Below are 17196 nucleotides of genomic sequence, written 5' to 3' on the forward strand. Positions count from 1 at the left end.
ATTGGGTGTCACGATTCGTGGTACCCCTGAACCATGAGCGAATCTTTCGGACCGGGCGTTTCGACCACGAGTCTGCCCGCATTCGGGTTCGAGTCGACCTTGGCCGACCAGGTTCCCGGCGTCACCGTGCCGTGGCAGGGTGCCCACGCACCGGATCCTCGCGTGCTGGTCCTCAACGACGGCCTGGCCCGGTCACTCGCGCTCGACCCGGCATCCCTTGCCACCGCCGAGTGCGCAGGCGTGCTGTCCGGGTCCATTCCTCCGGCCGAGACAAGCGCCGTGGCGATGGCCTATGCGGGTCATCAGTTCGGCAGCTTCCAGCCACTGCTGGGCGACGGGCGAGCGCTGCTCCTCGGCGAACTTCGCGATGATCGGGGCCGCCTGGTCGATCTGCATCTCAAAGGGTCCGGCGCAACACCGTTCTCACGCGGTGGTGACGGACGCGCGGTGGTGGCAGCGATGCTGCGCGAATACCTGATCAGCGAGGCGATGCATGCGCTGCACATCCCCACCACCCGCTCACTCGCCGTTGTCACGACCGGGGAACAGGTCGTGCGAGAGGGAGGTCCGCAACCCGGCGCTGTGCTCGCCAGGGTCGCGTCGAGCCATCTACGGGTGGGCACCTTCGAGTTCGCTGCCCGGCGGGAAGGACTCGCGCAGACCCTCGCCGACTACGCGATCGCCCGCCACTACCCCGAATTCGTCGAGCAAGCGCCCGAGGATCGCTACCTCGCATTCTTCGAGGCCGTCGTCGATGCTCAGGCGTCCCTTGTCGCACAATGGATGTCGGTCGGATTCGTGCACGGTGTCATGAACACCGACAACACGACGATCTCCGGCGAGACCATCGACTACGGGCCGTGCGCCTTTCTGGACGCCTACGATCCCGCCACGGTGTTCAGCTCCATCGACCACGGCGGACGCTACGCCTACGGCAACCAACCCGCCGTTCTCGGGTGGAACCTGGCGCGATTCGGCGAAACACTACTGCCACTGGTGAATTCGGAGCCGAACGACGCCATCTCCGCCCTGACCGCGATCCTGGACACGTACGGGGACCGCTACCGGCAGTACTACTCTGCCGCGATGGCGGCCAAACTCGGCCTGGAAGACGACGCCGTGGACGCGGCGCTCGTCGACGACCTGCACCGGTTGCTCACGGACCACCGCGCCGACTGGACCCTGACCTTCCGCGCCCTCGCCGAGAAACTGCGCGGGAACTCGGCACCGTTCGACTCCCTCGTCCCACCCGATGCGTCCAGGGATTGGCTGGAGGGTTGGCGGGCCGCGGTTTCGGCTCGAGGACAGGACTTTTCATCGGTCGCCGACGGCATGGACCGCGTCAACCCGGCATACATCCCCCGCAACCACCTGGTCGACGCTGCGCTCCAGGCTGCGACGAACGGCGATCTCGGACCCTTCGAGCGCCTGCTCGAGGTCGTCACGTCACCGTTCGACCGACGCGAGGACAGGTCGGACTACGCCCTGCCTGCGCCCGAGAACTTCAGCGCCGGCTTTCAGACCTTCTGCGGTACCTGACCCGCGGCAGGTGGCCCGCTCAGCGGTTGCGCTTCTGTTCGGCGCGGATCAAGCCGCCTCCGACGATCAGCCGCTGAATTTCGCTGGTTCCTTCGTACAGGCGCAGCAGTCGCACATCGCGATAGATGCGTTCGACCGGAACCTCGCGCATATACCCTGCGCCACCGTGGATCTGGACGGCGAGATCGGCGACCTGGCCGACCATTTCGGTGCAGAAGAGTTTCACGGCAGACGGAGCGATGCGTCGATCGGTGTTCTGCACCCACGCCCTTGCGGCCTCTCGGACCATCGCCCGGCCCGCCATGACACCGACCTGTTGGTCGGCGATCATGGCCTGCACCAGCTGGAAGTTTCCGATCGGCTCGCCGCCCTGAGTGGACGAGGCTGCGTACGACACAGATTCGTCCAGCGCGCGCTGCGCTTGGCCGACGGCCAGCGCCGCGATGTGTACCCGTCCCCGCGCGAGCGAGGTCATCGCCGCTTTGTAGCCGATGTCACCGTTGCCGCCGACCAACGCGTCGGCACCGACCCGCACGTCGGTGAAGTTAACGTCGGCCGTGCCGGAACCTTGTTGACCCATCTTCGCGTCCTTGACGCCCACCTCGATACCGGCTGTGTCGGCAGGAACCAGGAACACCGCGATCCCGTTGCCGCTCTCCGGTTTCGGGTCCAGTTTGGCGAATACGACGAACATGTTCGCGATCGGGGCATTGGTGATGTACCGCTTGCTGCCGTTGATGACCCACCCGGCGCCGTCGACCGTCGCGGTGGTCTTCAGGCCCGCCGGATTGGATCCGGCCCCGTCCTCGGTTAGCGCGAAGGAGGCGACGATATCGCCGGACGCCATGCCCGGCAGCCACGTCGACTTCTGCTCCTCGGTTCCGAAGCCGACCAGCACCTGCCCGGCGATCCCGTTGTTGGTGCCGAACATCGACCGCAATGCCAGCGAGGTGTAGCCGAGCTCCATCGCGAACTCGACGTCCTGAATCAAGTTCAGGCCAAGACCGCCCCACTCCTGCGGAAGCGCGTAGCCGAACAGTCCCATCTCCGCAGCCTGGGTGCGCAGGTCCTCAGGAATCGCATCGGTGTTCATGATCTCGAGTTCACGCGGAACCACCCGTGACCGAACGAAACGCGAGATCTGCTTCAGCACGTCCGCGAAGACGTCGTCGGGTACATCGGGATTCAGCGTGTCCATGGGGACAACTATCGCGGGAGGCATCGACGTCGGTCAATCACCCGCCCTGGCCGACCGAAGCCCGATCGTGGTCACCGATGGTCAGGAGTCCTTTTCGTGGTAGTTGCGATAACTTGGAATCGGCAGCATCGAAACCCATGAACCGGAGCGATATGGCAGAAGGACACTCCACCCGGCCGCTGTATCGCAACGGTGCCGGAAGCGCCGCATTGATTGCGGGCATCGTTGCCCTGATCTGCGCGTTCGTGCCCTTCATCGGGGACTTCGTCGCTGCCCCGGTGGGAGTCTTCGCCGTGGTGTGCGGATGGGTCGGGGTGTCCCGGTCGGAAGACGGCATCGCGACCAACGGGCGCGACGCCGTGATCGGCGCAGCCCTCGGCGGCGCTGCGTTGTTCGTGGTGTTTCTGGCGAACGTGGCGACCTTCGTGTGATCTTCGGCCGGTTGCGCTCCACCACCGCTCACACCTGCTGTCGCGCACCTCGAACGAGTAGGTAGATGAAGTAGATTCCGCCGATGCAGACGGTCACCAACCCCACTGGAATTGCGCGATAGAACGATTCGATCGTCAGGGCGGCGAAGTGCGCGACCATCAGCAGCGCCGCTCCCATGAACGCCGCCGAGGCCATCGACACACCCGGACTTCTGATCAGACGCTGCGCCAACTGTGGTGCCGCGAGCGCCACGAAACCGATGGGGCCCGCCACCGCGGTGACGACGGCAGTGGTCGACACCCCGAGCACGATGAGCAGCAGCCTGGAGCGATTGACGTTGACGCCCAATGCTTTCGCGGCGTCGTCTCCGAGTTCGAGGAGTCTCAGAGATGACGAGAGAAGTGCGCAACACACGATGACGACAACGAGAACCCCGATTGTGGGCAGCAACCAGTCCCAGCGAACGCGCGCGATCGACCCGGCTCCCCAGAAGCCGACGGAGATCGCGTCACGCACGTTGGCGCGGGTGATCAGGTACGAGTTGACCGAACCGAGAATGGCCGAGACGGCGATGCCGACAATGATCAGCCGGAATCCCTGCACGCCGCCGCGCCAGGCCAGTAGGTAGACGACGAAGGCGGTCAGCAGTCCGCCGATCAACGACGCTGCCGCGACGACGCTGTAGTTGCGGGTGTTGACCACGAGCATCACCACAACGACCGCCGTATAGGACCCGGCGTCGAACCCGATGATGTCGGGGCTGCCCAGCGGATTTCGGGTCAACGACTGGAAGATGGCTCCACCGATGCCCAGAAGCGCACCGAGGACCAGCGCTGCGAGGATCACCGGCAACCGCCACTCGAGCACGATCATTCGGCGAAATTCCTCGCCCCCACCGCCGAACAGGATGTCGAGCGCCTCCCCGAAACCGATCGGGTACTGCCCCATCCCCAACGTGGCTATCGCCAACACCACGGACAGGACCCCTAGAACTGCGCACACGACGAGCGCGCGAACCTGGAACCGTCCGGTGAAGTGCTTCGTTCGTGCAGTGACGGCGGGGTAGCCGTAGTCGATCTCCGACTTCGCCGTCTCGGCCTCGATCGTCACAGTCCACTCGCTTTCCGGCGCCGCACCAGGACGATGAGGACCGGGGCACCGATCACCGCGCACATGACGCCGGCCTCGATCTCGCCCGGTCGTCCGAGTACACGTCCGATCACGTCCGCGAGCAGGACCATGATCGGACCCGCGATCAGCGAATACGCGAAGATCCACCGCTGGTTCGGTCCGACGAACCACCGCACGATATGCGGGATCATCAATCCGACGAACGCCAGTCCACCGGTGAGCGCCGTCCCGCCGCCGGCCAGGAGTGTCATGGCGATCAGACCGACGATCCGAACTCGCGTCACCTTGACCCCGAGGGACGACGCGAGATCGTCTCCGAGGGCGACCGCGTCGAGCTGCCTGCTGATCGCGACGGCGAGCACGAAGCCGAGCACCAGGAACGGCAACACCGTCCGCATCTGCTCAAGCGAGGTCGCAGCCGTCGACCCGACACCCCACCGCCTGATCCGCTCGAACGTGTCGGGGTCGATCAACTGCATGAATGTCGTGATGCCGTGCAACACCGCACCGAGCGCGACGCCCGCCAGGATCAGCCGCACCGGCGATGCGGTACCGCCCCCGGCCGCCCCGATGAAGAACACGAGCACGGTGGCTGCGGCCGCACCGACGAATGCGAACCAGATGTACCCGGAGATCGACGCCACCCCGAAGACGGCGACGCCCAGGGTGACGGCGAAAATCGCACCCGCGTTGACCCCGAGAAGTCCGGAGTCCGCCAACGGGTTTCGAGTCAATGCCTGAATCAGCGCGCCCGCCACGGCGAACGCCGCGCCTGCGACGATCCCGATCACGGTGCGCGGCATACGCAGTGTCCAGACGATGCTGGACGCCTCCGAGTTGTCCCTGTCCCACAGGACTCGCCACACCTCACCCAGCGGTAGCGGGTTCGAGCCGAACATGAAGCTGACCAGGACGGCAACCGCGAGAAGCGCGAGAAACACCACGAGCCCGAGAGCTCGGCGACCGGAACTCGCCCGACCGGCTTCGGTGTCCGGAAGCGTCGCGTCGACGGCAGGTGCACTCACCGGTATCGGCCTTCCGTGGGTCTTCTCGGCCGGGCCTCGATCGCTACCCGGCTGCCGGACGAGGCGTCCGACCGAGGGAGCCTATCAGGCTAGGCTGGCCTCACTAAGGCGGCAATCGACGGAGGAACAGTGGCGCGCAGCACCAGGACGAACGACGTCCACCCCATCACCACCCGTGCTCTGGAGGTCCTTCGCGTCGAGGACGTCACACCCGGAATGCGACGGGTGACCCTCGGCGGCGAGCAACTCCGCGCCTTTCGTTCCGACAGTGGATATCCGGTGGCCGAATTCCGATCCTCGGGTTTCGACGACAATCTCAAGATCGTGTTCTGCCATCCGGATCTGGACGAGCCGCTCGTTCCCACGCAGGGAGACGGCGCTCTCGCGTGGCCGCGCGATCCACGATCGATCACCCGCACGTACACGATCAGACGCTGGGACCCGGTATCCGGTGAGGCCGACATCGACTTCGTCAGGCACGGCAGTGGACCGGCCACCAGCTGGGCCTACCGGGCGACACCGGGCGAGCGAGTGCACGTGGCGGGGCCCAAGATGTCGAGGAGCTACCCCGAGGGTGTCGACTGGGCGCTGATCGCCGGAGACGAGACCGCGTTGCCTGCGATCGGGAGATGGATCGAGGAAAGTCCGGCCGGTCTGCGGGCACAGGTTTTCGTCGAGGTAGCCGAGCCCGCGCATCGGCAGGAACTGCCCGTCCGCGACGGGATCACGGTGACATGGCTGAGCCGCGACGGCGCACCTGCCGGTTCGACGCCTCTGCTCTTCGACGCGATCCGCGCAGCGCAGTGGTGGGACGGATCCGTATTCGTCTGGGTCGCAGGAGAAGCGACGTCCCTCACCCCGATCCGCCGATGGTTGCGTGAGAACAGGAACGTACCGAAGGACCATCTCGATGTGGTCGGCTACTGGCGCCGAAGCGCGGACGAGCCGGATGTCGCCGAGTCGGAGCCGTCCGAGCACGACGATCTTCACGACCGACTGGACCTGTTGCCTCCGTTCGCCGTTCGTGTCGGCGTCACCGTCGGACTGTTCGACGCTCTCGAACGAGGCCCACTGACGATCCCGGCCATGGCGGCCGCCACGCAGACCCACGAGCAGGGGCTGGGCAAGCTGGTGCGCTACCTCGCCGCGGCCGGCGCTCTGGAACCGGGCCACGGCGACACCTACCGCCTCACCGCTGCCGGACTCGAACTCACCGACGAGTGGCACGCGACCGAATTCGACTTGGGCGGCATCCCCGCTCGCCGCGAGCTCGGAGTACTCGCACTGCTCGCTGCGGTCCGAACGGGCAGGGGCGACTACGAGTCCTGGTTCGGTACCTCGTTCCGCGAACTCCTTCGATCCGAACCGGCAGCCCTGGAAGCCGACGAGGACGAAGCCGATGTCATCGCCGACACTCTGGCCAAATCCGAGTTGTTCTCCGACATAAGGACACTGGTGATCGCCGGGCGCGGAGCCGGGCGATTCGCGGGTGCGTTCGTCGACGCCCGAGCAGACGTCACGGTAACCGTCGCCGGACACCCGAGCGAACTCGCCGGAATTCGCCGCCTGCAGGGTGATCGGGCTCGCGTGGTCCTCGAACCGTCCAGCATGCTCGAGACCCGTTCGGATTCACCGGACGGCGTGCTGCTGGCGAACCTACTCGACCTGATGCCCGACGAGGACGCGGTCCACGTACTCGACCGTGCAGGCCGCAGCGTCGGTGCCGGCGGGTCCGTCTTCGTCTTCGCGGCACCGCTTGAACACGCCACCGCCGAGGACTACGAGTACGAAGACGATCTGCTCCACTTCGCGCTCACCGGTGGTGGAACCAGAACCAACGCCGAGTACGACGACCTGTTCGGACGCGCCGGTCTGCGCGTGCTGGAACGCGTGACGATCGGCTGGGGAGAAGTGGTGTTCCGGCTCGCGCCGAACTACTGATTCTGCAGTGTCTTCAGCACCGTCAGCCAGTGCTCTATCCGTTGGTCCTCGGCGAGCGCGATGAAGTCCACCTCCGGCAACCCCGCCTGCCGCCACTGTTGCACGAGGGCCATGATGCGGACCGAGTCCATACCCTGGTCTCGCAGATCCACGTCGCGTTCGAGCTCGGCCACGTCGACGTAGAGGATCTCCGCGATATCGGTCAGTGCTTGTTCCTCGGTAACGATCATCGTCCTTCTTCCTGGGAAGTCGCCGTGGTGGTCACCATGGCGCGGTCGGTCACGAGATGACGGCTCAGCGCAGGCAGCCATTCTCGTCGGGGGCGGGCATCGTCGAGCATTCCCGAATGTGTCGAATCGACATCGACGACAACGAGTTCCGGTACGAAGTCACGCCACATCTCGGCCACCCGACCGGAGTGCCCGACGGGCTTGCCTGCGCTGGCGGTGACCAGGAGCGTCGGCCCGTCGAATCGACCTCGAGTAGGTTGTCTCTGCATGAATTCGGCCCGCATTCCCGCCGTCGCCCACGTACGTTTCTGGGTGGGACTGAGCGTGTCGATCTCCCCGGGCGACATGTTGCCGATGCCCTCTTCCCGGCGCGCGAATCGGGCCATGAACTCGTCCTGCACGTCGGTGTCGTGCACCATGTCGTAGGCCGAGACACCCTCGGGCATTATTTCGTCGTCGTCGCGCAGCGATCCGTCGAGCAGCCTTCCGTCGACGGTGGGAACGGCGTCGAGGATCGTCAACGTGGCGACGTCGTGACCTCGGTCGACCAACCGTCGGACGACGCCGAGAGCCAGGTGTCCGCCGTAGGACCAGCCCAGGATGTCGTACGGCCCGTCCGGCTGTCGAGCGAGGACGGCATCGACGTAGACGTCGCACAGTGCATCGAAACCGTCTGCGACGACCAGACTTCCGCCGTGGACGGGATCCTGCATGCCCACCACGGCCCACCCGGACGGCACGCCGTCGAGCAGCTGCGAGTAGATGGTCGCGAACCCGTTGTACTCGTGAATACAGAACAGGGTTCTGCCGCTCGTACCAGGACGCAACGGCACCGTGATCGCCTCCGACGGCGGCACCTCGCGCGAATCCTCCTCCAACAGCCGCGCGATCTCGCCGATCGTCTGCCGGGCGAAGATGTCCTTCACCCTGAGGTCGCGACCGGTGTCTCGATGCAAGCGCGCGATCAGACGCATCGCGATCAGTGAGTTCCCGCCCGACTCGAAGAAGTTCGCGGTGGTCGAAATCCGTTCCAGTCCCAGCAGATCCGTTACCGCAGCCTCGACGAGAAGTTCTTCGGCGGTGTCGGGGGCGACGTGGACGTCGTCCGCACCGACGATCTCGGGAAGCGCACGCGCGTCGACCTTTCCGTTGACCGTGAGCGGAATCGACTCGAGCACAGCCAGTCCCGAGGGAACCATGTAGTCGGGCAGAATGCCCCTGGCGCGAACGCGCACATCATCGAGATCGACCACCGTGCCCGGCGCAGGAACCACGTAGCCGTACAGCGCCACGGCCCCGGACGGCGAGGGACGAGCCACGACCGCTGCGCGTGCGACCGACGGATCGTCGGCGAGGACATCGGCGACCTCGCTCGGTTCGATGCGGTACCCGCGAATCTTGACCTGATCGTCTGCGCGACCGAGATATTCGATCGTCCCCTCGGGGGTGCGCCGCACGAGATCCCCGGTGCGATACATCCGAGCTCCGCTCTCCCACGGACATGCGGAGAAGCGCTCGGCCGACGCGTCGGGCCTACCCCAATAGCCCCGTGCCACACCGGAACCGGCCAGGTAGAGCTCGCCTGCCACGCCCGGCAACGTCGGCTGCAGGCTGTGGTCGAGGATGTACGCGCGGGTGTTGCAGATCGGCGTTCCCACCGACGAGGTCTCGCTGTCGGCCAGATCGGCTCCCAGAGCGTTGATCGTGTATTCGGTAGGGCCGTACAGGTTGTAGGCCTCGACTCCCGGTGCGTTCCGCAACTGCTGCCAGAGCCGTTCGGGCACAGCCTCTCCGCCGAGCGATACGAACACCACACCGGCCGCCTCGGCGTCCACCGAGCGTCCCGACGGCCGGTCCCGGTCCAGCAGACCCTCGTCGACCAGAAGCTGACCGTAGGACGGTGTGACGTCGAAGCCGTCGACGCGAGCCGAATCGTAGTACGCCAGAAGCCGACCGGGCTCGCGCCGCAGTTCCTCGTCGATGACGTCGACGGTGTGCCCGTCGAGCATCCAGAACAGTTGCTCCCAAGAGGCGTCGAAGGCGAACGAGGTGGTGTGCGCGATCCGCATCGTGCGTCCACCCTGGTGAGCGACGACTCGGTCGAAGATCTTGGCAACGTGGTTGACGTACATGTTGGTCAGTCCCCGATACCCGACCGCAACACCCTTTGGCCTGCCGGTCGAGCCGGAGGTGAAGATGACATAGGCCAGGTTGTCCGGCCGGATGGCCCCACCGCGTTCGTGGTCGGTGATCGCCGCCGGGGCTCGACGGTCGATGTCGGCGATCACGCCGGCGTCGTCCAGATCGACGACGATCCCGGCGACCTCGCCGATCCGGGACCGGTCCCTCGAGGTGACGAGAGTGACGGTCGGTTCCGCAGCGCCCAGCATGTAGTCGATCCGGTCGTCCGGGTGTTCGGCGTCGATCGGAACGTAGGCTGCGCCGACTGCGAACACGGCGAACATCGAGATCACCATGCGCTCGTCCCGCGGCAGCAGGAGAGCCACCCGGTGTTCCGGCCGGACCCCGTGTGCGAGCAACAGCCGCGCGTACTGGTTGACTCGCGCGAAGAACTCGGCGAACGAGTACTCCCGGTGCCCCGACACCAGAGCAGTTGCCTGCGGCGTCCGCGACACCTGGCGGCGCAGAAGATCGTTGACCGTCTCGTCCACCACGACACGGTTTTCACCGCTGACGCGGACGAGCGCCTCCTCACCGGGCAGCGACGCCGAGATCCGGCTCACCGGCCGGGCGGTGTCCGAGACCATGTCCGTCAGGATCGACACGTACCGGCCGAGAACGCGCTGGGCGTCGTCGTCGCCGAACGCATCTCGTCGATACGACAACCGCACGTGCACAGCGTGATTGCCGTCCTCCGCCGAGGGACTGACTGCGAAGGTCAACGGATAGTGAGTGGCGTCGGTCGACGATCCGGACTGGACGTCGATCTCCGTGTCCTCCCCCGGACCCGAGTCCTCGTACCCGAAATTCTGGACGACGAAGAGCGTGTCGAACAGCGCACCCGAGCCGGCGCGTTCCTGAATGTCGCTCAATGCGACGTAGGAGTGCTCCATCACGTCGAGTTGCTCGGCTTGAACGCGCCGCAGCATCGTCGCCGCCGACTCGAACGGGCTCGAGCGAACGCGAAACGGCAACGTGTTGAACAACAGTCCGATGATGCGGTCGGCATCGACCAGTTCCGGCGGCCTGCCCGACACGTTGTTGCCGATCACCACATCGGATGTCCCGAGCAACCGGCCGAGAGTCATCGCCCACGAAGCCTGCAGAACAGTCGAGACGGTCACCCCCACCTCGCGTGCGATCTCGTGTACATCGCGGGCGACGGCGGGATCGAGGTCGAGGTGAAGGTCCGCGGTATCCACCCGACTACCGATGAGGTCACCGCCACCCGGCCACACGATGGACGGTCCGGCCAGGTCGGCCAGGTAGTCGGACCACGCCGCTGCCGCAACGTCGTGGTCTCGGTGCGCAACCCAATCGAGATAGTCGCGGAACGAGGCAGGCGCGACGCGGTCCGCGTACCCGGGATCGGTGTAGATGTCGAGGATCTCCCCGAGGAACGCGTAGAGCGACCAGCCGTCCATCAGGATGTGTTCGGTGGTCATGCACAGCGTCCACAGGTCGGAATCGAGCTCGACGAGAACGAATCTCAGCAGCGGTGGCCGTTCGTGATCGAACGGTGTGTCGCGTTCGGCCTCGAGCAGTTCGGCAGCCGATCCGTGTTCCTCCGCCCACTGACGAGCCGTCACCACGCGGTACGGGAGCTCGGTGCGCGACGGGATGACCTGAACCTCACCGTCGGCCGTCGAGACGAACCCCGCGCGCACGTTGGGATAACGGTCGAGGGCAGTGGCGATGGCCGACCTCATCCTGTCCGGGTCGACGTCACCGGTCAGGTCGTAGGAGATCTGCGAGATGTAGGCGTTGTGATCGTCGGCTTCGCGGGCGCGAATGATGTGATAGAGCAGGCCGCTCTGGAGCGGCGACAGCGGCAGTATCTCCACACCGGTGCCGTACCGCTGCACAATGCGCGCAACCTCGGCCGGCGGCAGCGATATCCGGTCCACCCGCCCGGCCGTGAGCCGGCTCTCGAAATTCAACCCGCTGAGCGCAACTCCGGATTCTTCGAGGACTCCGGCGATGCCGCGAGCCAACTGCTCGGCGTCGAGTTCGAGTCGGTCGCCGACTCCGACGTGCACGCGCACTGCGACGCTGTCGTCTGCAGTGCGACGATCGACCCACAGACTCACGTGGATCCGATTCGCTCCTGCCGGGTTCGGCAATTCGACTGCTTCGCAATCCGTTCGGCGCACCGACACGGTGACCGCCGGATCGGGGAGGTCGTCGAAAAACCGGCGGTGAGTGGGGCTTGCGGATATCAGCTCGTATTCGTGCTTGCGCCGAGGGTCCCATTCGGCCGCGGCCACAAGCCGATCGACGATCGCGGCGTCGCCGTCGGCAGCGAGGGCAAGCACGTCCGCGTCGATGGCAGTGAGGAACGTCGACGCGCCACCCGCGAAGGACTCCTCGAACTCGACGATCAGTGCACCGTCGGGATCGGGGTCGGCGTACGCGCGGGCAACCGCAGCCAGGAGAACGGCACGGGTACGCGACGGCTCGTCGACATCGCTCAGGATTCGGCACCGGGCGCTAGCCGCCCCTCGGTTGGGACCACTGGAATCACGGGCTCGTGGATCGGCGACATCGAGATCGGCGAGCGAGTCGACCCAGTCCTCCCAGAACGGGTCGTCGAGCAGCTGCGACAGGTCATCCGGTGCATCGGTGTCACGCGGCGGGGTCTCACGTGCACTGAGCGCCAGGGTGATTCCGTCCGCATAACCGTCGACGAGTTGCTCGATCACCGCGGCCATCGCGTCGAGCCAGTGCGGCTCCGACACGTCGAACCCAACCAGCCAGGCCTGGTCCCCGGTGTCCTCGATGCGCAGCCGCTCGTAGTGGTCCTGACCGAACAGCGACACAGCGACCTGATCGACGCTCATGCGCCGCAGTTCTGCCCGACGTGCGTCGACCGACGGCAGGGCTGTGCGGAGGACTGCGCCCGGCGTCGTGCACGGGACAGCCGCGGAGGGAACGTCGGTGGAAGCAAATCGAGACAGCATCGGGATGGGGGCATCGGGGTATCGACTGCCCCACACCAGAAACGCACGGATCTCGTGTGCGAGCCGTTCGACCGTCGCCACCTCGAACAGCCCGTCCACGGCGTCCACCCCGATGGCGAATCGCCCATCCGGTCGCTGTTCGATGCCGACGACGAGATCGAACAATGCTGCGACAGTGTCGTCCTCGGAGTCGGACGCCCAGGGGTCGTGAATCTCGAACGGCCGGTCCGTATCCGGCGTATGGGCATCTGCAGAGGTGTACACCGCCATGACCTGGAACAGCGGGGAGGCCTGCGACCGCCTACCCGTCAGGACGTGATCGACCACGCTGTCGAACGGAACGTGCTTGTGCTCCTGCGCATCGAGCACCCGCTCGCGCGTGCGTCGGAGTGCGGCCCCGAATCCTGTTGCCTCGTCGAGGTCGGTGCGGATGACGACCGTGTTGATGAAATACCCGATCAGGTCGGCCAGGGCAGGATCGTCCCTGAGGTCGATGGGCGATCCGATCGGAATGGACGTCCCCGCACCCTCGTGCCACAGCGCCAGCGCCGCCGCCACGATGATCGCCTGCAGAGGCGTCGATGCCGACGTGATCAGGAACTTCGCGACGTCTGCGGAATCGTTGTCCGACAACGCGAGTGTGACGGACCGTCGTGTTCGGGTCGTGACCGTGGAACGATCGGCATCGAGCGGTAGACGCGTCTCGGCCGGGCACCCGTCCAGGGTGGCATTCCAGTAGTCGAGTTCACGCCGGTACTGCGACTGCGGGTCGGCTTGCGTTCCGAGCGAGATGCGATTCCACACCGCGAAGTCGCCGTACTGGACTGCGAGCTCGGGTAGATCGGCGCGGCCTAGACCGAGTTCTTGTCGGTAGAGCGCACCGAGATCGCGCAGGAGGATGGAATTGGACCTGTCGTCGGTCACCATGTGGTGGCGCTGGAACACCACGAACCCCGAGTCACCCGACGCGACGATGGTGAACCGCATACCGAAATCTGCTGCAAGATCGAGCTGTTCGTCGAGCAACTGTTCGATCAAGGTTGTCGTCTCGGACGGGCTCGCGTCCACGACCCGGACCTGGTCTGCCGGATCCGGCACCGGGTGGACGACCTGTTGGAGCTCGCCGTTCTCGTCCGGCGAGAAGGTGGTCCTCAGGATCTCGTGCCGGTGTACCAACCCGGCGACAGCTCGTTGCAGGGAATCGACATCGAACCGACCGACGACGCGCAGGATTTCACCCGTGCGATAGAAGCTGTCGGAGTCGATGTGCTCGCTGATCCACAGTGCCTGCTGCCCGTACGACGCCGGAACGGCGTCGGTCCGCTCGATGTCGGTGACCGACATCGGCTTCGAGGTGGACCCCCTGCGCACCGGGGTCATTCCGCAGGCTCCACTCCTGGCGGCGTCGACGCATGCCGCCAACCCACCGAGCGAGGGTGCGTCGAACACATCGCGCAGGGTCAGCGCTCCGCCCGTCGCCGCGCCGATGCGCGCGACCATGCGGGCCGCCGACAGCGAGTGTCCACCGAGCCGGAAGAAGTCGTCGTCCACCGACAGAGAAATATCGCTCGGCAGGTTCAGTACCTCGCAGAAGATCTGCGCCAGCGCATGTTCGGTGTTCGTCCGGGGTGTGCGGCCGGTCGGCGTGCTCGCAGCCGCCAGGTAGGGACGAGGCAGGGCTCGGCGATCGATCTTTCCGTTGGCGGTGGTCGGGATCGAGTCCAAAGCCGCGAAGACCGTGGGGACCATGTAATCCGGAACCTGGGTTCCCACGAAGTCGCGGAGATCATCGCCATCGACGGCTCCGCCGGTGTGATAAGCGGCGAGGTAGTACCCGCCTGCGGGATGCTCGACTGCGACGACGACGGCTGCGGAGACGGCGGGGTGGCGTTCGAGTGCGACGCGAATGTCGTCGAGTTCGATGCGTATTCCGCGGATCTTGATCTGATCGTCGGTGCGGCCGATGTACTCGAGCGCTCCGGAATCGTTCCACCGCACCAGGTCTCCGGTGCGGTACAGCCGCAGACCGGATCGCGGATCGGCGACGAATCGTGCCGCGGTCAGCTCCGGGCGTCCGATGTATCCATCGGCGAGTTGTGCTCCACCCAAGTACAGTTCGCCGACCACACCGGCGGGCACCGGGCGCAGCCACGTGTCGAGAACGAGGGCGCGAGTGTTCGCGACGGGCGCGCCGATGGGAACCGTCGCACCGTAGTTTTCGATCGTTGTCGGATCGACACGGTGGAAAGTGATCTCTCCGGTTTCGGTAGGGCCGTACACGTTGGCGATGTCGCCGGATACGACGCCCGAGAGAGCGGTGCCGAGAGAGGTCGGAAATGCCTCTCCCGCAAGCGCAGTCAAGCGCAGGGTGTCATGGAATCCCAGCTCGGCCTCGACGAAGGCATGGGCCATGGCGGGTACGAAGTTCACCCGCGAGATGCGGTGTCGGCGGATCGCGTCGCTGAGATACCTCGGGTCGCGGTGGCCGTCGCCGGTCGCCAGGACCAGGGTGCCGCCGAAGGCAAGGGGTCCGAATATCTCCGGGACCGACACGTCGAACGTCGCGGGAGTCTTGACGAGGACGCGTTCCCCGGCAACCGGATGGACCGTCTCGCCCCAGAGCAATCTGTTGACGATTGCGCGATGAGAGACCATGACCCCCTTGGGTCGTCCCGTGGTTCCGGACGTGAAGATGACGTATGCGATGTCCGACGCTGTCGGAGGCACCGGGGCAACGATCGAGTCCGATCGTTCCAGCGAATCGACCAGAACGACGGTCTCGAGTACGGCGGGGTGGTCCGCCCCCGCCACGTCCGTGACCGTCACCGCGGCCGCGGCGTCGTCGAGGATGCGGCCGATGCGTTCGGACGGGTGTTCCGGGTCGATCGGAACGTAGGCGGCACCGGTTCGCACGACGGCAAGCAGTGTCACCACCAGATCCACCGAACGCTCGAGCATGACTGCCACGCGGTCGCCTCGCGTCACACCGCGGGCGCACAACTGCGCGGCCATCGCCTCGACGCGGGTTGCGATCTCGGAGAAGCTGAACTCCGCACCGGTGTGATCGACGATCGCCACTGCGTCGGGCGTTCTCGACATCTGCAGGCGGACGAGCGAATCGAGCGTCGCGCCATCCGCGTGCACCTCGACACCGCGCGACCATTGCTCTGTCATCGTTCGGTCGTGGCCGGTCAGTGCATCCAGCTTCGCCACCCTCGCACCGGGGTCCTCGGACAGTCTGCCGAGAAAGTCGACGAAGGCAGTGGCGGTGTCGGTGACCGATTCGGCAGTTGCCGCAGGGTCACTCGATGTCAGGTCCATCGCGAATCCGTGCACCCGATCGCGATACACCATCAGGTCCAGTCGGCCGGCCGGTCCACTCGTGACCGTTTCCTGGCGGCCGGCGATCGACCCGAAGCCGTAGTCGTAGTCGAAGGCCTTCACGTTCAACTGCGGCAATGCCGCGTAGTCCTCCGGCCCGTTCGGCCACAATCGCGCAAGGGTCTCCCCCGCCATCTGATGACCGACGACCTCCCGCATCTCGCCTCGGACCCGCTGCACCAACTCGGCGACCGTCTCGGACGGAGAAATCCGCAACGTCACCTGCGCGGCACCGACCAGCATTGCCGGAGTCCGCAGCGCCACACCGCCCGAGCGGTTCATCTGCGGCAACCGGACCGCGAACAGGTCCCGTCCGTCGCGCGCGGACGTGAACAGCCCCCAGCCCAACGCCACGACCTCGGACCATGTGACCCGCGCCGAACGCGCGAGTGCGTCGACCGACGCCGCCACCTCGTCCGGAACGCGGCCGTGTCCTCGTGCGTCGGTGAGGAAGAACTGGCGCGAGGAATCGAATCCGACGGCCGAGGTCTCGGAGACCTCCTCGAACTTCGCTGCCCAGAATCGTTCGGAATCGCCCGCGTCGACACCGTCGACCATCGACACATAGTCCCCGAACCACCGCTCGGGCACCGAAAGACCCTCGGCCAGAGAGGTATACACCTCTGCGACCCGACGAGTGACGAGCCCAAGGCCGTAGGCATCGAGGAGTAGGTGATGAGTCGAGAACTCCCATGCCCACCCGCCACCGGACCTGCGATGAATCGACGACTGCGATTCGAATCGCGACGAGCCGAGGCCACGACGGCGGCATCGGGCCAATGCCTCCGACCGAATCTCCGAGTCGGAACGACCCTGCTCGACGACCGTTGATTCGACAGACGGTGCCGATACCGCGTCGAGCATGGGGACGCCGTCGTCGCCGACCACGGGTCGACACTCCAGAACATCGGCCTCGGAGACGGCGAGGGCGACAGCGCGCGCGAGAAGTGAAGGGTCGACCTCGCCGTCCAGCCAGACCAACTGCGAAATCCGGAACGCATCCGCATCCGGAGTGACCTGCTCCGCAGCCCAGACACCCAGCTGCGCAGGCGTCAGCCGAAGTCGACCCATAGTGCACCTCACCCCGCTCGCAACGACAAAGAATACGTTAGCCTAACCTAATGCAGTCTTGAATCGTGGTGCAGATCGGGTCGCGGTTCTACCGCAGTTCACCGTTG

At 65.8% G+C, this 17196-nt stretch carries 8 protein-coding genes; 3 read left to right on the forward strand and 5 right to left on the reverse strand.

Annotation, left to right across the window (positions count from 1 at the left end):
- The first annotated feature begins 33 nt into the window (after window positions 1-33).
- Window positions 34-1539: a protein adenylyltransferase SelO gene (locus AB0366_RS03610; protein ID WP_366242729.1), complete on the forward strand. Its 1506-nt coding sequence runs from the start codon at window positions 34-36 to the stop codon at window positions 1537-1539.
- 19 nt (window positions 1540-1558) lie between these two features.
- Here AB0366_RS03610 and AB0366_RS03615 read toward each other — a convergent pair whose 3' ends face one another.
- On the reverse strand, window positions 1559-2737 hold the full coding sequence (locus tag AB0366_RS03615; protein ID WP_366242730.1) for an acyl-CoA dehydrogenase family protein: 1179 nt from the start codon (window positions 2735-2737) through the stop codon (window positions 1559-1561).
- Between the two features lie 137 nt (window positions 2738-2874).
- Here AB0366_RS03615 and AB0366_RS03620 point away from each other — a divergent pair, with 137 nt between their 5' ends.
- Window positions 2875-3168 carry a hypothetical protein gene (locus AB0366_RS03620; RefSeq protein ID WP_366242731.1) on the forward strand — a complete coding sequence of 98 codons (294 nt, stop codon included), beginning with the start codon at window positions 2875-2877 and terminating at the stop codon, window positions 3166-3168.
- Window positions 3169-3196: 28 nt separating this feature from the next.
- Here AB0366_RS03620 and AB0366_RS03625 read toward each other — a convergent pair whose 3' ends face one another.
- Together AB0366_RS03625 and AB0366_RS03630 are read right to left on the reverse strand one after the other, a co-directional pair.
- Entirely contained in the window at window positions 3197-4279 is a 1083-nt protein-coding gene (locus tag AB0366_RS03625; protein ID WP_366242732.1) for an iron chelate uptake ABC transporter family permease subunit, read from the reverse strand.
- Window positions 4276-5325: an iron chelate uptake ABC transporter family permease subunit gene (locus AB0366_RS03630; RefSeq protein ID WP_366242733.1), complete on the reverse strand. Its 1050-nt coding sequence runs from the start codon at window positions 5323-5325 to the stop codon at window positions 4276-4278. The genes AB0366_RS03625 and AB0366_RS03630 overlap by 4 nt, the downstream gene beginning before the upstream one ends.
- A gap of 129 nt (window positions 5326-5454) precedes the next feature.
- Between AB0366_RS03630 and AB0366_RS03635 the strand changes: the two genes are divergently transcribed.
- Entirely contained in the window at window positions 5455-7266 is a 1812-nt protein-coding gene (locus AB0366_RS03635) for a siderophore-interacting protein (protein ID WP_366242734.1), read from the forward strand.
- Here the strand turns inward: AB0366_RS03635 and AB0366_RS03640 are convergent.
- Both AB0366_RS03640 and AB0366_RS03645 read right to left on the reverse strand, forming a co-directional pair.
- On the reverse strand, window positions 7260-7496 hold the full coding sequence (locus AB0366_RS03640) for a phosphopantetheine-binding protein (RefSeq protein WP_032403517.1): 237 nt from the start codon (window positions 7494-7496) through the stop codon (window positions 7260-7262). The two genes, AB0366_RS03635 and AB0366_RS03640, sit on opposite strands and share 7 nt — an antisense overlap.
- On the reverse strand, window positions 7493-17089 hold the full coding sequence (locus AB0366_RS03645) for an amino acid adenylation domain-containing protein (protein ID WP_366242735.1): 9597 nt from the start codon (window positions 17087-17089) through the stop codon (window positions 7493-7495). The genes AB0366_RS03640 and AB0366_RS03645 overlap by 4 nt, the downstream gene beginning before the upstream one ends.
- Window positions 17090-17196: the final 107 nt, after the last annotated feature.

Origin of the sequence: Rhodococcus sp. NPDC076796, assembly GCF_040702765.1 — a bacterium.
GTDB lineage: Bacteria > Actinomycetota > Actinomycetes > Mycobacteriales > Mycobacteriaceae > Rhodococcoides.